Genomic DNA, 21,323 nt, shown 5'->3' with positions numbered 1-21,323 from the left:
GAGCTGTTTGGGCGAGCTCTTGCCGCGTTGACGCGGGAGACCGGTTGCGCCGTCGATCCCGCGTCCGAGCACGGCCGGTGGGAGCTCTACCAGGCCGCATTCGGCTCGTTGGACCTGTTGCACGGGGCACTGGCGCACGAGCCGGACGCCGCATTGCGGACGTCCGTGCTGCTGAGGGTGCTCGAACGGGTCGATGACCACGCACGGTGGCTGGAGCTGGCGCCTCGCGACGAGTACGTGCGGCGCCGGAGCCGCGAGATCGGGGTGCTCCGGCGGGCGGTGGGCCTGGCGCCGACGGAAGCCGACTTCGCGGTGTGGTCGGACTGGCTGCAGCTCCGGCTGGCGGCGATACCCTCGCACGACTTGCTGACGGCCCTTGCCCGCGGCGGCCGGACCAAGCGGATTCGGCGGACCGCCGCCGCGACGCTCAGGACCATGCCGGACTAGGGCTTCGGGTCCGGCGTGCCGGTGCTCGACGACGAGGACGACGGCGGCGTGGTGGGCGACTCCGACGACGACGGAGTCGACGACGGCGGTTCCGTCTCGGACGGCGGCGTGCTCTGCGTCTCGGTCTGCGTCGGCCGGGCCGGGTCGGTCGTCAGCTGCGGCTGGTCCGGCGTGCCCGCTTTCGGCTGGTCCTGCGGGCGTGCGGCCTGCTTGCGGTCCGGGGCGGACGCCGGCTTCGGCGCGCCGGAGGACACGGTGACCACGACGGTGCTGGTGCTGCCGTCCGGCGCGACGCTCGTGATGGTCTGCACGACGTCTGCCGACGTGCGTTCCGGGGCTGCTTCACGGCCGGATGCGGCCAGCATGGACGCCACGGTGGCGAACAGCGTCGCCACGACCACGCCGCCCGCAGCCAGCATCACTGCCGTGCCCATGCGCTTCTTCGGCTGGGCCTGCTCGGTCGGCGACTGCGGATGATCTTCCTCGAACACCACTCGCTCCTCGGGGGAAACCCGGTCGGATGGACTGTGTTCGAGTTATCGGCGGAAACACACCAAAGCCTCAGCAGAGCCACACCTTCGTGTAGCTCTGCGTTACAGGGCGGTGACTGGCGTAACCCTAAGGGGTCGTCGTCGTTGTCACCGGGTCCGTCGTCGTGGTGGTGACGACTGTCGTCGTGGTCGTGTCCGCCGGCTTGGTGGTCGTCGTGGTGTTCGACGTGACCACCGGCGGCGGGTCGTCGGTCGTGACCGTCGTCGTGGTGCCGTCGGCGCGCGTGATGGTCGTGACGCGCGTCTGCTTCTTCGTCGTCGTGGTGGTCGCCGAGGTGGTGGTCACGGCTGCCGACGACGTCTGCTCGACGGTCGTGGACGGGGCGGAGGTCGGCACGATGCTCAGGGCGTCGCGCACGGCCTCCTTGCGCGGCGGCTGGGTCGCCGGGGACTCGTTCGCGGTGTCCGAACCCGCGGCGAGGGAGGCGACGGCGGCGAAGACGGTCGCCAGCACGACGCCTGAGGCGGCTAGGACGATCTGCGGTGCACCTCGGTGCAAGCGCGAGCGCGAGTCCGGTTCCGGGCTCTCGTACACGAAGTTTCCCCTGCTCGAAACGGTCAGCGGCCGAAGTTCTGGGTCCAGTAGTTGCCGCGGGTGTCCAGGCCCACGCCCATCGTGGTGAAGCTGCAGTTCTCGATGTTCTCGCGGTGGCCGGTGGACTTCATCCAGCCGTCGACGACGGCGGCGGCGTTGGGGTAGCCCATCGCGATGTTCTCGCCGCCCGGCTTCGGGTAGCCGGCCTCGCGCATGCGGACGTCGAACGTCCTGCCGTCCTGCGAGGTGTGCGAGAAGTACTTCTTGGTCGCCATGTCCGTGCTGTGGGCCTGCGCGGCGGTCGTGATGCGGTCGTCGATCACGAGGGCCTTGCACCCTGCTGCGGCACGGGCGTCGTTCACGAGCGCGAGCACGGCCTGCTCCGGCGTCTGACCGGTGGGCGGCTTCGGCTGGGCGGGCGGCTTCGGCGCCTCGGGGGGTGGCGTCGTGGTGGACGGGGCCGCCGGCGTCGAAGGCGTGGAAGAAGGCGTCTCGGTCGTCGCCGAGGTGGCGGGCACCGAGGAGGACGTCTGGGGCGCGGGGGCGCCGGTGTCGGCGTCACCGCCGTCGGACTGCGGTCTGGTGCCGTTGGGTGCGGCGGTGTTGCCCGTTCCGAACTGGTTCGCTGCGTCGGTGGTCTCCTGCTGTGCGGCGTTGGTGAAGCTGATGCCGAGAGGAGAGGTGCCGGTGACGGCGAGGCCGCCGATACCGGTTGCACCGATCAGCAGGCCGAGTAAGAGGCTGCGGGCACTCACGGGTCGGGACCGTACCACTAATGGGTGACAACCCCAGGGTGCGTCTTCAGTCACCTGGCGTGACTACGCAACCATTCGGAGGTGGACGTGCGGCTAAACGCGTGGGTGCGTGGACGGGTTCAGGGTGTTGGTTTCCGCTGGTGGACGCGAGCCAGGGCGCTAGAACTGGGCCTGGTCGGGAGTGCTTCGAACAGGCCGGACGGCCGGGTCGAGGTCGTTGCCGAGGGTCCGCGCGAGAAGTGTGAACAACTGCTGAAAGCTCTCCGTTCGGGTGAAACCCCCGGACACGTCGAATCTGTGGGTGAGCAGTGGTCTGATGCCAGGGGCGACCTCACCGGGTTCGTCGAGCGCTGAACCGTTCCCCGAGAACCGGCGTAGTAGGAGATCGTGGACTCCTCAGAAGACGTCCTCATCCAGCTGTACGACCGCTGGAGAGGCCCGCTGCTGCACTACGTGCTGCGGCTGGTCGACGGCGACTACCAGCAGGCAGAGGACGTCGTGCAGGAGACCCTGCTCCGCGCGTGGCGCAACCACGAGGACCTGAAACCGGACGACGCGGCACCGTGGCTCTACACGGTCGCCAAGAACCTGGTGATCTCCGGTTACCGCCGCCGCAACGCTCGCGCGACCGAGGTGCCGCTCGAACCGGTGGACCTCCCGCCGGTCAGCGACCAGGTCGAGCACGTGCTGCAGACGTGGCAGATCGCGTCGGCGCTGCGGGCGCTCACGCCCGAGCACCGGACGGTCGTCATCGAGCTGTACTACCGCCGCCGCACCGCCGCGGAGGCAGCCAAGACGCTCGGCATCCCGCCGGGCACCGTCAAGTCGCGCTGTTTCTACGCACTGCGGGCGCTGCGCGACGCACTGGAGGAGAGAGGGGTGACCGGGGCGTGAGCTGCCAGCACACCGTCGACGTCGGCGCCTACCTCTTCGGCTCGCTCGACCTCAAGGAACGAGCCGCGTTCGAACGTCATCTCGGCGGCTGCGACTGCTGTCAGGCCGAGATGCTGCGGCTGGCCCCGCTGCCGGGGCTGCTCAGCCGCCTGACCCAGGAGGACGTCGAGAACCTCGACGAGATCCCCGCCTGTCCGCCGAAGCCGAAGCACGACCAGCGCCGCGTGTTGATCGCCTGCGCGGCCGTCCTGGTGCTGCTGGCGCTGGCCGGAGGCAGTTTCTTCCTGCGGCAGACACCGGCGCAGCCCTCCGCGGCGCCCACTTCGAGCAGTCGGCCGCCGACGCCGACCTGGGCGGCCAAGGACGCTGCCAGCGGCGTGAACGGCGAGGTCGCGATGGTGTCGAAGACCTGGGGCACCGAGATGTGGTTCAAGCTCGGCGAGGTCAGGCCGGGTGCGCGCTGCAAGGTCATCGTGTTCGACCGGCAGGGCCAGCGCGAGGTCGGCGGCTGGTGGGGTTCCGATCATGCACCTGACGAGCGGATTCCCGGTTCCACGTCGTTCCGGGTCGACCAGATCGAACGCATGGAGGTCTCGGACGAAAAAGGACTCCTGGTCACTCTCCGTCCTTAGAAACGCAGGTCAACCCACGCCTCCCGCACCACCCGCAAGCGCTTGGGTAGTCTGCCCCGCGTGCATCTCAAGAGCCTGACGCTGAAGGGCTTCAAGTCCTTCGCCTCGGCTACCACGCTGCGCTTCGAGCCCGGCATCACCTGTGTGGTCGGCCCCAACGGGTCCGGCAAGTCCAACGTGCTCGACGCGCTGCGCTGGGTGATGGGCACGCAGGGTGCCAAGGACCTGCGCGGCGGCAAGATGGAGGACGTCATCTTCGCCGGCACGTCCGGCCGCGCGCCGCTCGGCCGCGCCGAGGTGACGCTGACGATCGACAACGCCGACGGCATGCTGCCGATCGAGTACACCGAGGTGTCGATCACCCGCCGCATGTTCCGCGAGGGCGCCACCGAGTACGAGATCAACGGCAACTCGTGCCGCCTGATGGACATCCAGGAGTTGCTGTCGGACTCCGGCATCGGCCGCGAGATGCACGTGATCGTCGGTCAGGGCCAGCTCGCCGCGATCCTCGAGTCCAAACCGGAGGAACGGCGCGCGTTCATCGAAGAGGCCGCCGGCGTCCTGAAGCACCGCAAGCGCAAGGAGAAGGCGCTGCGCAAGCTGGAGGCGATGCAGGCGAACCTGACGCGCCTCACCGACCTCACCGCGGAACTGCGCCGCCAGCTCAAGCCGCTCGGCAAGCAGGCCGAGATCGCCCGCCGCGCGCAGGTCGTGCAGTCCGAGCTGCGGGACAGCAAACTCCGCCTGCTCGCCGACGACCTGGTGACCCAGCGCGAGGCCATCGCGCAGGAGGAGCACGACGAGGCGAAGGCCCGCGCGCGTCGCGCCGAGGTCGAGAAGTCGTTGCAGGCGGCGCAGTACCAGCAGAACGAGCTGGAGGAGCGGGTCGCCGCCGACTCGCCGAAGCTGCAGGCCGCACAGGACACCTGGTACCGGCTGTCCGCTTTGGAGGAACGCCTCCGCGGCACGGTCAGGCTCGCCGCCGAACGCGCGCGCCACCTGTCCGCCGACGTGGACGCGCCCAGCAGGGGACGTGACCCGGACGACCTCGACCGCGAGGCCGAGGAGACCGCCGAGATGGAGCTGGAGCTCCAGGAAGGCGTGACCGAGGCCCGCATCGCGCTGGCCGAGGCCGTCGAGACGCGCGCCGAGCTGGAGCGCATGGTCTCGCAGGCGGAGAAGGCGCACATCGCCGCCGTCCGCGCGATCGCCGACCGCCGCGAAGGTCTCGCCCGCCTGTCCGGTCAGGTGGAAGCGTTGCGCAGCAAGACGAGCGCGACCGCCGAGGAGATCGAACGCCTGTCCGTCACGCTGTCCGAGGCGTCCGAACGCGTCGAGTACGCGTCGATGGAACTGGCCGAGGCACGCGAGATCACCGGCACCGAGGACGAGGACGACCACGGCCTCGACGAACGCCACCGCCAGGCCGTGCAGGCCAACGACGCGGCACGGCAGCGCGTCGAGGAGCTGGTCAAGGCCGAACGCACCGCGGAACGCGACATCGCGTCGTGGCGCGCTCGCGTCGACGCTCTCTCGCTGGGCCTCACGCGCAAGGACGGTGCGGGCGCGCTGCTCGCGTCGGACGTGCCGGGCCTGCTGGGTTCCGTCGCCGCGCTGCTGACCGTCGAACCCGGCTACGAGGTCGCGCTGGCCGCCGCGCTCGGCCCGATCGCCGACGCCGTCGCGGTGTCGTCCGGCGCCGGCGCGCTCGCGGCCCTGAAGCTGTTGAAGGAGAAGGACGGCGGCCGCGCGGGCGTGCTGATCGGCTCGCACGGGGCCACTGTGGACACCTCGCAGTGGGGCCCCCTGCCGCACGGCGCGCGGTGGGCGATCGACGTCGTGCACGCGCCCGAGGCGTTGCGCCCGGCGCTGGCTCGCGCCCTGGATCGTCTTGCCGTGGTGGAAGACCTGGACACCGCGGCCGGGTTCCACGGCCGCGCGGTGACCCGCGAGGGCGACCTCTTCGGCACGGACTGGGCCGTCGGTGGTTCGGGTGCCCAGGGCCAGAGCGTCATCGAGGTGCAGGCCGCCGTCGACGAGGCGCAGGAACAGCTCGCGACCGCGGAACGGGCACTGGAGCACGCCTCGGCCGCGCTCGAAGGCGCTCGTGCCGAGCAGCAGGCCCGCCGCAAGGTGCTCGACGCGGTCAAGGAGGCCATGCAGGAGGCCAAGGTCCGGCAGGCCCGCTCCGGCGAGCGGCTGAACCGGATGGCCACGGCAGTGCGGTCCGCGGAGGCCGAGGTCAACCGGATCTCCGAGCAACGTGCCAAGGTCGAGCGGTCGCGCGAAGAGGCCCTGATGAAGCTCGCCGAGCTCGAAGAGCGGCTGCTGATGGCCGAGGAGGAGCAGACCCTCGACGACGAGCCGGACACCGACCAGCGCGACGCGCTGGCCGCGGAGCTCGCTCAGGCCCGCCAGGCCGAGATGGACGCACGCCTGGTGCAGCGCACCGCGGAAGAGCGCGCACGGGCGTTGCAGGGCAAGGCAGAGGGTCTGCGCCGGGCCGCCCGCGCCGAGCGCGAAGCCCGCGAACGCCACGCCCGCGCCACCCAGCACCGCGCCCGTGGCGCCGTGGTCGCGAAGGCCGTCGTCCGCGCCGGCGAGCAGGCGCTGGAACGCATCGAGATCTCGCTGGCCCGTGCCGCCCGTGAGCGCGACCAGGCCCAGGAACGCCGTTCGCAGCACGAACTCCTGCTGACCCAGGTGCGCAACCTGGTGCGCGAGATGTCCGGTGAGCTGGAGAAGCTCGTCGACGCCGTGCACCGCGACGAGGTCCTGCGCGCCGAGCAGCGCATGCGCATCGAGCAGCTGGAGACCAAGATCGCCGAGGATTTCGGCATCGGTCTCGAAGACCTGACCAACGAGTACGGCCCCGACGTCATGGTGCCCGCGTCGGCCGCCGAGATGGCCGAGTACCAGGCCGCCAAGGAACGCGGCGAGCAGGTCTCCGAGCCGCAGCCGATGCCGTACGACCGCGACACCCAGATCCGCCGCGCCAAGCGCGCCGAGCGCGACATGTCGTTGCTGGGCAAGGTGAACCCGCTCGCGCTGGAGGAGTTCGCCGCGCTGGAGGAGCGCTACAAGTTCCTCTCCACGCAGCTCGAGGACATCAAGGACACCCGCCGCGACCTGCTCACGGTCGTGAAGGAGGTCGACGACAAGATCCTCGAGGTCTTCTCGCTGGCCTACGAGGACGTGGCGCGCGAGTTCGAGATCGTCTTCAAGGTCCTGTTCCCCGGTGGCGAGGGCCGCCTGGTGCTGACCGAGCCCGGCGACATGCTGACGACCGGCATCGAGCTGGAGGCCCGCCCGCCCGGCAAGAAGGTCAAGCGCCTGTCGCTGCTCTCCGGTGGCGAGAAGTCGCTGGCAGCGGTCGCGATGCTGGTCGCGATCTTCCGCGCCCGCCCCTCACCGTTCTACGTGATGGACGAGGTCGAGGCCGCGCTGGACGACACGAACCTGCACCGGCTGATCAGCCTGTTCGAGCAGCTGCGGGAGAAGTCGCAGCTGCTGATCATCACGCACCAGAAGCCGACCATGGAGATCGCGGACGCGCTGTACGGCGTCTCGATGCGCGGTGACGGCATCTCGCAGGTGATCTCGCAGCGGCTGCGCACGACCGGCGACGAGCCCGCGCGTGCGGCGGCACCCGCCGCGCAGCCCGTGGAGCCCGCTGAGGCCGTGGAACCCTCGCCCGAACCGGCGGAGGCAGAGGCCTGAGAGGGCGGCCGAAGCGGTGCCTGGGGGGCTTGAACCAGCCCCGGCCGCGGCCTCTGCGCGAGCTGCGCCGGCGCGGCGACCTTCCTCTGAACGAGGAGAGCGCCGTGCGGACGCAGCCCGGCGCCTGAAGGGGTGAGATCCCCCGGTTCCCACCTCACCACTCCAGGTGCGCAGCGCAACTCTGCCCGACGGACCTTGTGGAAACCTTGTATCGCCAGGTCAGGCAGCGTTCGCCCGAGTCAGGGCAGTGGTCGCTCAGGCGCCGCGGGAGTCCAGCCTGGCGGCCTGTTCCGGAGTGGGCGCGGTGCCGCCGAGGTGCGCCGGCGTCCACCAGGTACCGGGCTCGTTCGGGTAGGAGGCCTGCGCGGTGTCCAGCAGGTCCTGCATCCGCTTGCGCAGCACGTCGTCGCCGGAGTCGCCGGGGGAGGGCTCGAACGGCTCGCCGATGAGGATGGTGACGGGGATGTGCCGCTGGGTCAGGTCCTTGGGACGGCCCTTGGTCCACAGGCGCTGGGTGCCCCACAGCGCGACGGGGATGATCGGCACGCCGGCCTCGTGCGCCAGGCGGTTCGCGCCGGACTTGATGTCCTTGACCGTGAACGATCGGCTGATCGTGGCCTCGGGGAAGATCCCGACGACCTCGCCGGTGCGGAGCGCGGACAGGGCCTGCTGGTAGGAGGCCTGGCCCGCGCTCCGGTCGACGGGGATGTGGTGCATGCCGCGCATGAGCGGGCCTGCGATCTTGTTGGCGAAGATCTCGTGCTTCGCCATGAATCGCGTGAGGCGCCCCGAGGGATGCGCGCCATAGCCCGCGAAGATGAAGTCGAGGTAGCTGACGTGGTTCGACGCCAGCACCGCCCCACCCGTGCGGGGAACGTGGTGCGCCCCCTCGACGGTGAGCCGCAGATCGAGCACCTTGAACATGAGCTTCGCTGCGGCGATCACCGGGGGATATACGCGATCCGACATACTTCCGAACGGTAGCCGTTGACGGCTACTGACCGGTAGCGGCCCCTTCGTGTTCTCGCATGATCTTTGGCACGCCCGCCAGATCCTCGTCGTTGCACAGCAGCTTGAGGTCGTAGTACGGGTTGCCATGGGTGTCGTCGTAGTCGAGATGCACTGCGATCACGTCCACGGGTTCGCCCAGCCAGTCCTGGGTCTGCCGCAACCAGGCGGCAGCGCGTTCCAGAGCTGACGGAAGATCATCGTCTCGGAATTCGACCGGCCGATACGGAACACCCTGGACACCGTCCCGGTTGTTCGGCGGCAAGGGCAGGTCGACGGCCACCCCGGATTCGTTGAGATCGAGTTGGATCGTTTCCTCACTCACTGTAGAAGAGTCCCCCACCCTCACCTGCCCTGCAAGCCCGAATCTGCGTGTCGCACCTGTGACGTGGGTGTTGTTAACACGGCATACCAGCGCCGCGGAGCCCGCCGGTGTGAGTGATGTCTCGTGCGTCATGTACCGCGCTTCAAGAAAGCGATGTCGCGCTTGACCTTGCTGATCCGGTCGTGCGTGGGCATGAGCACCCGCGACAGCGCCGTGAGCAGCTGCTCCAGGTCCTCGGCCGCACCCGCGGCGTCACCGGCCGAATAACGCAGGCTGGCCAGCAGCTGCCGGGTCTCCAGGACGTCGTCGTGATCGGCACCCAGCACCCGGACCTGGTCGCGCAGCAGGGGCTCGCACACCTCGACCGCCTTGCCGAACTGCTTCGCCGTGCCCAGCACCCGCGCGAGATTCAGCCGGACGGTGAGGGTCCGGGGGTCGTCCGCGCCCGCCGTCCGGGTGTAGTCCCGCACGAGCGCCCTGAACTGCGCGGCCGCTCCCCTGAAGTCGCCCGCGTGGGCCCTGGCCTGCGCCTGAGTGTCCCTGGCGGTCAGCTCTTCGAGTTCTCCGACGGACGGCATCCGCGCGATTTTACAGAGCAACGCGTTCGTGACCTGGAACCGCTGAAAACTCCCTCGCTTCGAACGGCCGTGCGAGTGACCATTCCTCCTATGTACGACATCCGTTTCGCCGAACCTGGCGACCTCGGCGCCACGATGGCGCTGCTGGTCCGGCTTCAGGCCGACAAGGCGCACCACATCGGGTACCTCGGTGAGACAGTCGAAGAGCTCCGCGCGGAGCTCGGCGAGTTCGAGCCCAGCTGGGCGGACTGCACGGTGGTGGCCGTCGACGCCGACGACAACATCACCGGCATGCTCAGCGTGGAGATCGATGCCGAGCTCGGCCGCGCGTGGCTGCACGGACCGTTCGTCGACGTACCGGTCAACCACCCCGCGGGCAGCCGCATCTGGGACCAGACCGCCGACGCGATGTTCCGGCGCGCCACCGAGCTCCTCACCGGCATCACCGACCTCGAGCTCTACGGGCACACCGCCCACCGGCGGTTGGCGGCGTTCGCCGAACGGCACGCCTTCAGCGCCGGCAAGGCGAGTGCCATCCACGTCCTCGACAACGGGGATCTGCGCACGTTGCTGCTCAGGGACGCCAAGTGTCCCAGCGAACGTGAGATGCGCGTCCTCCCGACAGACCGGTTCGTGCACGAGGCCGTCGCGGTCCTGCACGAACGATGTTTTCCGCACACGTACCTGTCCGGCAAACAACTCGTCGAATCCGATCCGGCGAAACGCACGGTCGTCGTCGCCATGGACGGCCAACGCGTGCTCGGGTACGCCGCGGGCAAAGCCCAGCCCGAGGAGTACTACGTCGACTTCGTGGCCGTCGAGCCCGACGTCCGCGGTCAGGGCGTGGGCGCCGCCCTCGTCACCGAACTGCTGTGGAAGCTCGCGGCGGAACACGGCGCGCGGCCGCAGGCCGCCGCGTCCATCTACGCGGGCAACGAGTCGTCGCAGAACATGTTCGCCCGCCTAGGATTCCGCCTTCACATCGAGCTCGTCTCGTACCGCCACACCGCGTGAGTGCCTCAATGACAGCAACCCACCCACGAGCAAGGTGACCGCCACCCCCAGGGGCGTGTTCCACCAGCCGGTCAGGGACTTCAGGTCGGCCGTCGCCTTCCCGAAGTAGATCGTCGGCGTGCTACCGGCGAACTTGACCCCGAGAATCACGAAACCGACGACCAGCACCGTCGACACGAACGCGATGATCGCGTCCGCCTGCGTGACGCGCTTGAAGATCAGGCCGAGGAGGAAGGCCCCGAGCAGCGCGCCGTAGGTGTAGCCGGCGATGCCGAGCGCCTGCACCACGATCGGGTCCGCCGTGGTCTTGTTCGAGGAAGCGAACAGGCCCGCGCAGACGATCAGCAGACCCGCCCACCCGAGGGTCCAGAGCCGGCCGTGGCGCAGGCGTTCCTCGTCGGTCATCGGGGTCTTGCGGATGCGTTCGTAGACGTCGGTGACCGTGCTGGAGGCCAAGGCGCCCAGCGACGACGACAGCGCGGCGGCGAGGATGCCGGCGATCACGAAGCCGGACAGGCCCGACGGCAGCGAGTTGACGATGAAGTACCCGAAGAGCTCGTCCTTGTTGCCGAGCTTCAGGTCCTTGACCGGGTCCACGCCGTTGTAGAACGCCCACAGCATCACGCCGATGAACAGGAAGAACGCGAACTGCAGGAACACCACGAAACCGGAGGCGATCAGCGCCTTCTGGGCGGACTTCACGTCCTTGGTGGACATGAGCCGCTGCACGATCAGCTGGTCCGCGCCGTGCGAGGCCATCGACAGCAGCGCACCGCCGAAGAACGCGGCGATGAACGGGTACGCGCCCGTCAGCGGTGACGACGTGAAGTCGAAGATCTGGAACTTGTCGACGTCGACGGCCTTGGAGAACCAGCCGTCGGGCAGCTGACCGGACAGCCACCAGATCACCACGAGCCCGCCGAGGACGTACCAGAGCATCTGGATGGCGTCGACCCACACGACCGCGCGCACGCCGCCGAAGAAGCTGTAGAACACCATCGCGACGCCGAGCGCCAGGATGATCGTCCAGTAGTTCGCGTTGATGCCGTACTGGCTGAGCACCAGCTTGATCGGGATGGCCGTCGCGAAGAGCCGGATGCCGTCCGCGAGCAGGCGGGTGAACAGGAACGTCACGGACGCCGTGGCGCGCATGCCGTTGCCGTAGCGCTTGCCCAGGAACGCGTACGCCGTCACGAGGTCACCGGCGATGTAGCGCGGCAGCAGCACGAAGCTGACGATGATGCGGCCGACGATGTAGCCGAGCGCGAGCGTCAGGTACGTCATGCCGCCCTGCGCGGGCGTCGCCATGTACGCGATCACCGGCACGCTCAGCACCGTGAGCGTCGACGTCTCCGCGGACACGACCGAGAGGCAGACGACCCACCACGAGATGCGTTTCTCGCTGACGAAGTAGTCGGTGGACGACTTCTGCCTGCCGCCGATCCACATGCCGAGCAACGGCATTCCGACGAGGAACAGGACGATGATCGCGAGATCTAGTCCACGCACTTCGGATCCCCCACATTCAGCTTGGTCACTGGACCGGTGACGGGTTCTGGCAGTCGCAGCGGCCCGTCTCCGGGCGTGATGCTGCCGAGCAGCCGCGGCCCGGACGCGCCGGTCGCGGACGGCGTGTTGCCCGCGACCCCGTGCCACGTCAGGAATCCGAGCAGCGCGGCGAGGTAGGCCTCCTTGCCGTCGCGCGGCAGGCCCAGCGAGTCGCTGATCTTCAACGGGATGGGGTCGAGCGCCTTGGTCAGGGCTTCGACCAGCACCGGGTTGCGCATTCCGCCGCCCGACGCGACGACAGTGCTCGCGTCGTGCGCGCGGCAGGCGTCCGCGATGGTGCGCGCGGTGAGTTCGGCGAGCGTGCGGAGCATGTCCTCGGCCTGGACCGTCGGGAAGCCCTGGAGGTACTCGGCGTTGAAGTGCTCCTTGCCGGTCGACTTCGGCCACGGCTTCGCGTAGTACGGGTCGGTGAGGAGCTTCTTGAGGACGTCCTCGCGGACGGTGCCCCTCCTCGCGAACTCGCCGTTGGTGTCCTGGCGCCGTTCGCCGTTGGAGAGCACCTCCATCACGGCGTCCATCAGCGCGTTGCCGGGCCCGGTGTCGTAGGCGATGGGCTGGCTTCCGGGCCGCACGACGGTGATGTTCGCGATGCCGCCGATGTTCAGTGCGATCGCAGGCGCGTTCTCGACCATGCCGGCGAGCCACAGCGCGTCGAGCGTCGACGCCAGAGGCGCGCCCTGGCCTCCCGCGGCCACGTCGCGGACCCGGAGGTCGGCGACGACGGGCACACCGGTGCGTTCGGCGATCCAGGCGGGCTGGCCGAGCTGCAGGGTGCCGAGGCAGTCGCCGTCCTGCACCTCGTGGTGCACGGTCTGCCCGAGCGAGGAGATCAGGTCCGCCGGCAGATATCCGGCGGCGACTTCGCCGAAAGCCTGCCCGAGCGACGTGTCGAAGGCGCACACTTCAGCGAGGTCCCGTGGTTTCTCCAGCAGGTCCTTCGGGAAGGGGTGCTCGGCGCACTGCACCGGCACGAGCTCGACGACGTCACCGTTGATCGACAGGTCGGCGACGGCGACGTCTATGCCGTCCATCGACGTGCCGGAAATCAGTCCGATCACCCTCACGACGTGTGGTCTATTCCACAGTGTGGCGGGACGCAAGAGCTTTGGTGAAATCTTCGCCTAATTGAGCAACACATGGTTGACAGGTCACATGAGGGTCTGTGAAACCATGGTCGCGTGTCGACGTCCTCCCTTGTCCTGATCCTCGTCGTCGTGGCGGTCGTGTTGATCGCCGCGCTGGTGACCGGTGTGGTGCTGACGCGTCGCCGTCGCATCAGCCTGACCCAGAAGGAGGAGGCGCCGAGGCCTGGCGGATACCAGGCATCATCCGGGATCTCGCTGGCCCCGGCGGCCCCCGAAGCCACCACCGCCGAGGCGGTGGCCGTGCCTCAGGCCCCCGTGCCTCAGGTCCCGGTGCCTCAGGTGCCCGTGCCCGTCGAGCACCCGGTGGCCGACCGGACCGAGGTCGACGGCCAGCCGGGCGTCGGCGACGACGCCTCCGTGCCGCGCGACTCGGCGAAGCGCGGCTTCGTCGAGGTCGACCTGCCGGAAGAGGCCTCCGAGGTCGAGGAGATCGAGCCCACGGCCGGTCGCCTGGAACGTCTGCGCGGCAAGCTCTCCAAGTCGCGCAACGCGTTCGGCACCTCGTTGCTGGGGCTCCTGGGCGCTGGAGACCTCGACGAGGACTCGTGGCAGGACGTCGAGGACACGCTGCTGATCGCCGACCTGGGCGCGGCCACGACGAGCGAGATCGTCGACACGTTGCGCTCGAAGATCGCCGGGACCGGGGTGCGGACCGAGGCCGAGGCGCAGGCGTTGCTGCGCGGGGTGCTGGTCGACGCCCTCGGGCCGAAGATGGACCGTTCGCTCAAGGCCCTGCCGCACGCCGGCAAGCCCGCTGTGCTGCTCGTCGTCGGGGTCAACGGTGTCGGCAAGACCACCACCACCGGCAAGCTCGCGCGCGTTCTTGTGGCTGACGGGCGCACGGTTCTGCTGGGTGCCGCTGACACGTTCCGCGCTGCTGCTGCCGATCAGTTGGAGACCTGGGGCAAGCGGGTCGGGGCTGAGACCGTGCGCGGGCCTGAGGGTGGGGACCCCGCGTCTGTCGCGTTCGAGTCTGTCAAGCGCGGTATGGACACCGGGGTCGACACGGTGCTGATCGACACCGCTGGGCGGTTGCACACCAAGAAGGGCCTGATGGACGAGCTTGGCAAGGTCAAGCGCGTTGTGGAGAAGCAGGCTGTGGTGGATGAGGTTCTGCTGGTTCTGGATGCGACTACTGGGCAGAACGGGTTGACTCAGGCTCGGGTGTTCGCCGAGCAGGTGGACATCACCGGGATTGTGCTCACCAAGCTGGACGGCACTGCCAAGGGTGGGATTGTTTTTCAGGTTCAGCGGGAGCTCGGGGTGCCGGTGAAGCTGGTTGGGCTTGGGGAAGGGGCTGACCACTTGGCTCCGTTCGAGCCGGGCGCCTTCGTGGACGCCCTACTCGGCTGACAGCTGCTTTCTGTCGTACGCGGGGACCTTTCGTACTCTCATGCAGTACGAAAGGTCCCCGCGTACGTCGAGTAGCAGGTGGTCAGGCTGTTGCGGCTTGGTCTGCCAGTCGCTTCGCGACTGCCAGTACCTCCGGCAGGATTCGTGAGACAGCCTCCTTCGTGAGGCGTCCTTCCGGGCCAGATACCGACACTGCGGCCAGCGTCGGTCCGCCTACCACCGGCACGGCGATGCATCGCACGCCTAGTTCCTGCTCTGACTCGTCCAGCGCGTACCCGCGCTCCGAGATCTCGTCGAGCGAGTCCAGGAGTTCGGACGCGTCTGTGATCGTGTTCGACGTGTACGCGGGTAGGCCGGTGCGTTCCAGCAGTGCGCGAACGTCTGCTCGGGGGAGTTGCGAGAGCATTGCCTTGCCCACGCCGGTGCCGTGTGGCAGCAGGCGGCGGCCCACCTCTGTGAACATGCGCATCGAGTGCTTCGACGGCACCTGCGCCACGTAGACGACCTCGTCGCCGTCCAGGACGGCCAGGTTTGCCGTTTCCTCCACCGAGTCGACCAGCTGGGAGAGCAGCGGCCTTGCCCACGTGCCGTACTGGCGGGAGGCGGTTTCGCCCAGGCGGATCAGGCGGGAGCCGAGGGTGTAGCGGCGGTTGCTGTTCTGGCGGACATAGCCCAGCGTGACAAGGGTGCGGATCAGGCGGTGGATCGTGGGCAGGGGTAGGCCCGATGTTGCTGCCAGCTCTGAGAGTGAGGCTTCGCCGCCTGCGTCTGCTAGGCGTTCTAGCAGGTCGAAGGCTCTTTGCAGGGACTGCACGCCACCTGTGGACACGGTGCGGCTCCTCTCGTTGCAGTTCCGCAATGCAAAAACTATAGTCCACACAGCAAAACCGAGAGAGGTGGATCCAGGTGCAGGTCCTGTCCGAAGAGGCTCTTGAGTTCGTCGCGAAGCTGCATGAGGCGCACGCCGCCCGCAGGGACGAGTTGCTCGCCCTTCGCAAGGAGCGCCGGCCCCTCGGGTTCCTTCCCGAGACGCAGCACGTGCGTGACGGGGAGTGGCAGGTTGCCGAAGCGCCTGAAGCGCTGCGCGATCGGCGCGTTGAGATCACCGGGCCCACCGAGCGCAAGATGACCATCAACGCGCTCAACTCCGGTGCCAAGGTGTGGCTTGCGGACCTGGAGGACGCGAACACGCCGCATTGGGACAACGTCGTGCAGGGGCAGGTGAACCTGTACGAGGCGGCGCGGGAGACGATCGAGTTCACCTCGCCGGAGGGCAAGGAGTACAAGCTCAAGGGTGGGCCGTACCCGGCGATCGTCGTGCGGCCGCGCGGGTGGCACCTCGACGAGCGGAACCTGCAGTTCGGCGGGAAGAACGCCGTTGGCGCGCTCGTGGACTTCGGCCTGCACTTCTTCCACAACGCCGAGCTCGGCAAGCCGTACTACTACCTGCCGAAGATGGAGTCGCACCTCGAGGCGCGGCTGTGGAACGACGTTTTCACGACGGCGCAGAAGCTCAAGGGCGTGCCGCACGGCACCATCAGGGCGACTGTGCTCATCGAGACGATTCCCGCCGCGTTCGAGATGGAGGAGATCCTCTACGAACTGCGGGACCACGCGTCGGGGCTCAACGCCGGTCGGTGGGACTACCTCTTCAGCGTCATCAAGTACTTCCGCGACGCGGGTGCGGACTACGTGCTGCCGGACCGCAACAGCGTCACGATGACGGCGCCGTTCATGCGCGCGTACACCGAGCTTCTGGTGAAGACGTGTCACAAGCGCGGGGCGTTCGCCATGGGTGGCATGGCCGCGTTCATCCCGAACCGGCGTGATCCCGAGGTCACCGAGAACGCGCTGCGCAAGGTTCGCGAGGACAAGACGCGCGAGGCGAACGATGGTTTCGACGGGTCTTGGGTGGCGCATCCTGACCTCGTGCCGATTTGCCGCGAGATCTTCGACGGGGTGCTGGGTGACCGGCCGAACCAGATCGACAAGCAGCGTCCGGAGGTCAGCGTCACGGCGGAGCAGTTGCTCGACTTCAAGTCGGCGGGCGGTGCGGCGACGCGTGCGGGGCTCGAGGCCGCCGTCGACGTCGGCGTGCGGTACATCGCGTCCTGGCTGGGCGGCAACGGCGCTGCGGCGATCCACAACCTGATGGAGGACGCGGCCACCGCGGAGATCAGCAGGTCGCAGATCTGGCAGTGGATCAACAACAAGGTCGTGCTCGACGACGGCACGGAGGTCACGGCCGACGCCGTGCGCGAAGTGCTGGCGCGAGTGGGCGATGAGCTGGAAGGGCCGCACGTCGCGGCGGCCGTCGAGCTGTTCGAGCAGGTCGCGTTGTCCGAGGACTTCGTGGACTTCCTGACGCTGCCGGCGTACGAGCGCATCTGATGTACGAGACATCGCTGTCTCCTGAGGACGTCGCACGGGTGACCGCGCGGCTGTCCACTGTGGAACGCAGCTGGCCGGTGGGCCGTCAGCCCGTGCACACGTGTTACGTGCCCGCCGGTCGCATCATCGGGACCACGGTCGCCGACTGGGGCCGCGAGGCGCTGGAGTCGATCGAACCGGAACTGCTCCCGGAACTGCCCGAGGGCGTGCTGGAACGCGTCGAGGCCAAGCTCCGCCGCGAGCCGGTCGAGGACCTGCGGATCGACTTCGAGGACGGCTACGGCGCGCCCGAGGACGACGTCGAGGACATGGACGCCGAGAGCACGGCGAACCTCCTGTCGCGCTGGATCGCCGACGGCACGGCGCCGCCGTCGTTCGGGCTGCGCATCAAGTCTTTCGACACGGCCGAACTGCGCGAGCGCGGCCTGCGCACGCTGGACATCTTCCTGACGGCACTGGACGAGGTCCCGCCGGGTTTCGTCATCACCTTTCCGAAGGTGACGTCGGTCGACCAGGTCGAGGTCTTCGGTGACGTGCTCGACCTCTTCGGCGGCGATCTGAAGTTCGAGATCCAGGTCGAGACGACGCAGTCCGTTGTGGATTCCTCCGGCCGGTTGGCCATCCCGCAGTTCATCGAGGCCGGGCGCGGTCGCGTGACGGGTCTGCACTTCGGCACCTACGACTACACGGCGGGCTGCGGGCTGTCCGCGGCGCAGCAGCACCTCGCCCACGGCGCGTGCGACTTCGCGCGGCACGTGATGCAGGTTTCCGCGGCCGGCACGGGTGTCCGGCTGTCGGACGGCTCCACCAACGTGCTTCCCGTCGGTGATCAGAAGAAGCACGGCTGGGACACCCACTACCGGCTGACGCGACGGTCGCTGGAGCACGGTTTCTACCAGGGCTGGGACCTGCACCCGGCTCAGCTGGTGACGCGCTACGCGGCCGTCTACGCCTTCTACCGGGAGGGCCTGGAGGCGGACGCGGCACGGCTGAAGGCCTACGTGCAGAACGTCTCGGGAGGCGTTCTGGACGAGCCGGCGACCGCTCAGGCGCTGTCGTCGTTCTTCCTCCGAGCGGTGGACTGCGGTGCGCTCGACCCGGCGGAGGTGCAGGCCGCGACGGGCCTGGACGAGTCGGCGCTGCGGGGCCTCGCCACCCGTTCGAGCTGACCGGGTCATCACCCGTTCGTGTGGTTCTGTCAATGGGTGTCGAATAGTGCGGGTAATGGGTGCAAGGTGGCTCGCATGAGCATGCGTGCGGGCCTCTGGACCGGCCTACCCGACCTCGAGACGGCCGAACACAAGTACCAGGTCGTCGCGTGCGAGGCGGATGTGGACACGCTGATCCGGCTGCTCGACAGGCCCGAGTGCAACGACGGATCGCTCGACCACTTCGGCCGCCACCTCACCGCCGACGGCGAACCGGACCACAACGTGGTGCTCGCCGTGCGCGGCGGGTGGGGCTACATGTACTACGTCGACAACACCTTCATGGGCTGGCCGAAGGGGTCGCCGGAAGCGCCGTACGTCAACGAGAAGTACACGGACTTCCCGCCCGGCGTCGGAGTTCCGCTCGACCTGTTCCGGCAGTTGCTGATCGAGTTCATGGTCTCCGGCGAACGGCCGGCCGGCGTCGACTGGTACTGCGAGGCCGACCTGTTCCACTCGTGGCGTGATCAGCAGATGTCGTTGCGCACGAGCGAGAACCGCTGACCCTCAGCTGATCGCTGGTTGAATGGCCGCATGAAGGCCGTGGTGATGGGTGGGGGAATCGCCGGCTTGCTCGCCGCTCGGGTGCTGACCGAGACGTGCGACGAGGTGGTGGTCCTGGAGCGGGACGAGCTGTCGGAGGAGCCCGAGTACCGGGCCGGAGTGCCGCAGGGCAGGCACACGCACGGACTGCTGGTGCGGGGCGGCGAACTCCTGGAGGAGCTGTTCCCCGGACTGCGCGACGAGCTCGTGGCGGAGGGGGCCGTGCTCGCCGACGCGGGGGACATGCGGATCCTCAACCCGCTCGGCTGGCTCGCCAAGACGCCCCTGGGCCTGCCGCTGCTGTCGTTGAGCCGCCCACTGCTGGAGACCTGCATCCGGCGGCGGGTCACCGCCGAGATCGTGGACGGCGTGCACGTCACCGGCCTGTCCTTCCGCGACGGCGTCGTCGACGGCGTGCTCACCCGCGACGGCAGGGTCGACGCCGACCTGGTCGTGGACGCGACCGGCAGGTCGTCGAAGCTGCCGGTCTGGCTCGCGACCGCGGGGATCACCACGCCGGAACCCGAGGTGGTCGACTCCGGCACGGGGTACGCGACCCGGATCTACACCGCGCCGGAGGACTTCCCGGTGGTGTACGCGGAAAGCCTGTCCGCGCCGGACCTCCCGCGGGGCGTCGCGGCGATGCGGGTCGAGGGCGACCGGCTCATGGTCACCGCGCAGGGTGCCATCGGTGATCACCCGCCGCGCGACCTCGACGGCTACCAGGAGTTCCTGGACTCGTTGCGGGTACCGATCTCGGAGATGCTCGCCGACGCCGAACCGCTCACGCCCGTCTACCTGTTCGCCCGCACGGCCAGTCGCCGCAACGCTTTCGAGGCCGTGGAGAACTGGCCGGGCGGACTGGTGGCGGTGGGAGACGCGGTGTGCGCGTTCAACCCCGTGTACGGGCAGGGGATCACCGTGGCGGCGATGGAGGCGCTGCTGTTCCGGCAGCACCGGGACTTCAGCGCCAAGGGCTGCCGGGCGTTCCAGCGGAAGATCGCGAAGACCTCGAAGGGGTCGTGGGCGATGTCCAGCAACGCCGACCGCAGCTGGGTGGGGCCCAGGCGCGGTGGGCTGCTCGGCTGGTACCTTAAGAAGTGGCAGGTCGGGATCGTGCACGACCCCGACCTGTTCAGCCGCTTCGTCCGGGTCGTGCACATGGTCGCCTCACCGGCGAGCCTGCTCAACCCGGTGGTGTTCAGAAGGCTGGCAAAGTACTCCAGGCAAGACCAGCCTCGGGGGCGTCGTCCCGCAGGATCGAGCCCTCGATGAGCCCGTACGGGCGGTCCGCGGCGTAGAAGACCTCGTTGTCGTTCTCCAGGCCGAACGCGCTCAGGTCCACCAGGAAGTGGTGCTTGTTCGGCATGGAGAGCCGTACCTCGGCGACCTCGGAGCGGGCGTTCAGCACGGCTTCGCCCATCGCGTACAGCGTCTGCTGCAACGACAGGGAATGCTTGTCCGCGAACGTCTTCAGCATGATCGACCGGATCTCGGCGAACGACTTCGCCCAGTCGACGTCGGTGCCGATGTAGCGCCACCGGGCCGTCACCGACGTCGCCAGGATGCGGTCGTTGGTCTCCTTCAGCGTCGTGTACGGGTCCTTCGGGTAGCCGTGGAACTCCGATCCCGTCGACTTGAGCACCACCATGTCGCGCACGCCCGACACGACCCACGCCCGGGAGCCGTCGATCGTCACGGCGGTGGTGCGCTTCTCGTTCGAGCCCTGGACGAACGAGTGGTCGTGGCCGTCGATGCGGTCCCACGAGTGCTCGTCGATCAGGATGCGGGCGCCCGTGATCGGTTCCTGCGAGCCGACGAAGTGCCGGCCCAGCCGCAGCGCGAAGTCCTCGATCTCACCGACCGGGGCCTGCTTCGCGAAGGCGTAGACGGTGTTCTTCTGCGTGTCGGTCGCGAGCACCTTGGCGTTGTCGCCGGTGAGGTGCGTGTCCGCGAGGTCTCCGCGCAGCGAGGTGCTGACGGTCAGGTCTTTGATCGTGTGCACGGAACCGTTGCGCGACACCGTGACGAGGCGGTTCTCCGCCTTCCCGTACTGGTTGGGGCCCAGGACGATGGCCATGTTCAGCTCCCGATCAGCTTCTGCAGCCGCAATGCGGCGATCTTCGCGAGTTCGTCGTTGACGACGCGGAGCTCGACATCCGGCGGGTTGTCCATCCGCGAGGAAAGGTTGTCGAGCATCTCCGCACCGCTCAGGCCGGTCGCGCACACCAGGTAGATGTGCCCGAACCGATCCTCGTACGCGGCGTTGGCGGCCGCCAGGCGATCAGCCTGCGAGGCGTCCACACCGGACTGTTCGGACCGCGACCACTTCGCCGACACCCCACCTGCCTTCTGCCGTTCGCCGATGCGCGGGTGCCCGGCGATGGCGCCGAGCACCTCCTCGTCGGAAAGTCCTTGTGCGGCAACCGAAGAAGCCGCGAGGAGTGCATCCACCGACGCGTAGGGCCTGCCCGCCACCACCGCGTCGATCCAGCGGGGTACCGCGAGGCACTCGGTGAGCAGGGGGCGCAGTTCGGCCTCCGGGGCGCTGTTGAAGCTGTCCACGGCTCTCCAAGTTTCTGTATCGCGGAATCTAACTTCCACATTCTTGACCTGGGTCGAGCGAGATGTCTAGTGTCTCCATAGAGCGAAATC

General features: G+C 68.6%; 22 protein-coding genes. 11 read left to right on the top strand and 11 right to left on the bottom strand.

Annotated elements, in window-relative coordinates; genetic code table 11:
• The first annotated feature begins 27 nt into the window (after positions 1-27).
• On the top strand, positions 28-447 hold the full coding sequence (locus AB0M48_RS33305) for a hypothetical protein (RefSeq protein WP_363849487.1): 420 nt from the start codon (positions 28-30) through the stop codon (positions 445-447).
• On the opposite strand, the gene AB0M48_RS33300 is transcribed toward AB0M48_RS33305, so the two are convergent.
• The 3 genes from AB0M48_RS33300 to AB0M48_RS33290 all read right to left on the bottom strand — a co-directional run bounded on the left by AB0M48_RS33300 (position 444) and on the right by AB0M48_RS33290 (position 2,288).
• On the bottom strand, positions 444-938 hold the full coding sequence (locus tag AB0M48_RS33300) for a hypothetical protein (protein ID WP_363849485.1): 495 nt from the start codon (positions 936-938) through the stop codon (positions 444-446). The genes AB0M48_RS33305 and AB0M48_RS33300 overlap by 4 nt on opposite strands.
• 127 nt (positions 939-1,065) lie before the next feature.
• Entirely contained in the window at positions 1,066-1,533 is a 468-nt protein-coding gene (locus AB0M48_RS33295) for a hypothetical protein (protein ID WP_363849484.1), read from the bottom strand.
• A gap of 23 nt (positions 1,534-1,556) precedes the next feature.
• Entirely contained in the window at positions 1,557-2,288 is a 732-nt protein-coding gene (locus AB0M48_RS33290; protein WP_363849483.1) for a CAP domain-containing protein, read from the bottom strand.
• Between the two features lie 81 nt (positions 2,289-2,369).
• Here AB0M48_RS33290 and AB0M48_RS33285 point away from each other — a divergent pair, with 81 nt between their 5' ends.
• The 4 genes from AB0M48_RS33285 to smc are packed head-to-tail and all read left to right on the top strand — an operon-like array spanning position 2,370 to position 7,534.
• Positions 2,370-2,642 carry an acylphosphatase gene (locus AB0M48_RS33285; RefSeq protein WP_363849481.1) on the top strand — a complete coding sequence of 91 codons (273 nt, stop codon included), beginning with the start codon at positions 2,370-2,372 and terminating at the stop codon, positions 2,640-2,642.
• 33 nt (positions 2,643-2,675) lie between these two features.
• Positions 2,676-3,182 carry a sigma-70 family RNA polymerase sigma factor gene (locus AB0M48_RS33280; RefSeq protein ID WP_363849479.1) on the top strand — a complete coding sequence of 169 codons (507 nt, stop codon included), beginning with the start codon at positions 2,676-2,678 and terminating at the stop codon, positions 3,180-3,182.
• On the top strand, positions 3,179-3,814 hold the full coding sequence (locus AB0M48_RS33275) for a zf-HC2 domain-containing protein (protein ID WP_363849477.1): 636 nt from the start codon (positions 3,179-3,181) through the stop codon (positions 3,812-3,814). The genes AB0M48_RS33280 and AB0M48_RS33275 overlap by 4 nt, the downstream gene beginning before the upstream one ends.
• A gap of 60 nt (positions 3,815-3,874) precedes the next feature.
• On the top strand, positions 3,875-7,534 hold the full coding sequence (gene smc / locus AB0M48_RS33270) for a chromosome segregation protein SMC (RefSeq protein ID WP_363849476.1): 3,660 nt from the start codon (positions 3,875-3,877) through the stop codon (positions 7,532-7,534).
• 255 nt (positions 7,535-7,789) lie between these two features.
• Here the strand turns inward: smc and AB0M48_RS33265 are convergent, their stop codons facing one another.
• The 3 genes from AB0M48_RS33265 to AB0M48_RS33255 all read right to left on the bottom strand — a co-directional run bounded on the left by AB0M48_RS33265 (position 7,790) and on the right by AB0M48_RS33255 (position 9,445).
• Entirely contained in the window at positions 7,790-8,503 is a 714-nt protein-coding gene (locus tag AB0M48_RS33265) for a lysophospholipid acyltransferase family protein (RefSeq protein WP_319982472.1), read from the bottom strand.
• Between the two features lie 25 nt (positions 8,504-8,528).
• Positions 8,529-8,867, bottom strand: coding sequence for a hypothetical protein (locus tag AB0M48_RS33260; protein WP_030479697.1), 339 nt, complete (start codon positions 8,865-8,867; stop codon positions 8,529-8,531).
• A gap of 128 nt (positions 8,868-8,995) precedes the next feature.
• Positions 8,996-9,445, bottom strand: coding sequence for a tetratricopeptide repeat protein (locus AB0M48_RS33255; RefSeq protein ID WP_363849474.1), 450 nt, complete (start codon positions 9,443-9,445; stop codon positions 8,996-8,998).
• 90 nt (positions 9,446-9,535) lie between these two features.
• On the opposite strand from AB0M48_RS33255, the gene AB0M48_RS33250 reads away from it, so the two are divergent.
• Entirely contained in the window at positions 9,536-10,459 is a 924-nt protein-coding gene (locus AB0M48_RS33250; protein ID WP_363849472.1) for a GNAT family N-acetyltransferase, read from the top strand.
• On the opposite strand, the gene AB0M48_RS33245 is transcribed toward AB0M48_RS33250, so the two are convergent.
• Both AB0M48_RS33245 and AB0M48_RS33240 read right to left on the bottom strand, forming a co-directional pair.
• A complete protein-coding gene (locus AB0M48_RS33245; protein WP_363849470.1) occupies positions 10,409-11,968 on the bottom strand; it encodes a sodium:solute symporter in 1,560 nt (519 codons plus the stop codon). The two genes, AB0M48_RS33250 and AB0M48_RS33245, sit on opposite strands and share 51 nt — an antisense overlap.
• Positions 11,956-13,086 carry an anhydro-N-acetylmuramic acid kinase gene (locus AB0M48_RS33240; protein ID WP_363849624.1) on the bottom strand — a complete coding sequence of 377 codons (1,131 nt, stop codon included), beginning with the start codon at positions 13,084-13,086 and terminating at the stop codon, positions 11,956-11,958. The genes AB0M48_RS33245 and AB0M48_RS33240 overlap by 13 nt, the downstream gene beginning before the upstream one ends.
• 120 nt (positions 13,087-13,206) lie before the next feature.
• On the opposite strand from AB0M48_RS33240, the gene ftsY reads away from it, so the two are divergent.
• Positions 13,207-14,526, top strand: a complete 1,320-nt coding sequence (gene ftsY / locus AB0M48_RS33235) for a signal recognition particle-docking protein FtsY (protein WP_363849468.1) — start codon at positions 13,207-13,209, stop codon at positions 14,524-14,526.
• Positions 14,527-14,608: 82 nt separating this feature from the next.
• Here ftsY and AB0M48_RS33230 read toward each other — a convergent pair whose 3' ends face one another.
• Positions 14,609-15,355: an IclR family transcriptional regulator gene (locus AB0M48_RS33230; protein ID WP_363849466.1), complete on the bottom strand. Its 747-nt coding sequence runs from the start codon at positions 15,353-15,355 to the stop codon at positions 14,609-14,611.
• A gap of 77 nt (positions 15,356-15,432) precedes the next feature.
• Here AB0M48_RS33230 and aceB point away from each other — a divergent pair, with 77 nt between their 5' ends.
• From aceB to AB0M48_RS33210, 4 genes are all read left to right on the top strand, one after another.
• Positions 15,433-16,917 (top strand): malate synthase A, encoded by a 1,485-nt coding sequence (gene aceB / locus AB0M48_RS33225; protein WP_363849464.1) that lies wholly within the window; start codon positions 15,433-15,435, stop codon positions 16,915-16,917.
• A complete protein-coding gene (locus AB0M48_RS33220; protein ID WP_363849462.1) occupies positions 16,917-18,086 on the top strand; it encodes an aldolase in 1,170 nt (389 codons plus the stop codon). Before aceB ends, AB0M48_RS33220 begins: the two co-directional genes overlap by 1 nt.
• Positions 18,087-18,161: 75 nt before the next feature.
• Positions 18,162-18,629 carry an Imm1 family immunity protein gene (locus AB0M48_RS33215; protein ID WP_363849460.1) on the top strand — a complete coding sequence of 156 codons (468 nt, stop codon included), beginning with the start codon at positions 18,162-18,164 and terminating at the stop codon, positions 18,627-18,629.
• A gap of 30 nt (positions 18,630-18,659) precedes the next feature.
• Entirely contained in the window at positions 18,660-19,943 is a 1,284-nt protein-coding gene (locus tag AB0M48_RS33210; protein WP_363849458.1) for a hypothetical protein, read from the top strand.
• On the opposite strand, the gene pucL is transcribed toward AB0M48_RS33210, so the two are convergent.
• Together pucL and uraD are read right to left on the bottom strand one after the other, a co-directional pair.
• Positions 19,870-20,748 carry a factor-independent urate hydroxylase gene (pucL, locus tag AB0M48_RS33205; RefSeq protein WP_363849456.1) on the bottom strand — a complete coding sequence of 293 codons (879 nt, stop codon included), beginning with the start codon at positions 20,746-20,748 and terminating at the stop codon, positions 19,870-19,872. The genes AB0M48_RS33210 and pucL overlap by 74 nt on opposite strands.
• Positions 20,749-20,750: 2 nt before the next feature.
• On the bottom strand, positions 20,751-21,272 hold the full coding sequence (gene uraD, locus AB0M48_RS33200) for a 2-oxo-4-hydroxy-4-carboxy-5-ureidoimidazoline decarboxylase (RefSeq protein ID WP_363849454.1): 522 nt from the start codon (positions 21,270-21,272) through the stop codon (positions 20,751-20,753).
• Between the last annotated feature and the right edge of the window lie 51 nt (positions 21,273-21,323).

The sequence above is a fragment of the Lentzea sp. NPDC051208 genome (genome assembly GCF_040682435.1).
Lineage (GTDB): Bacteria > Actinomycetota > Actinomycetes > Mycobacteriales > Pseudonocardiaceae > Lentzea > Lentzea kristufekii.
This window is presented reverse-complemented; position numbering and strand designations above follow the sequence as displayed.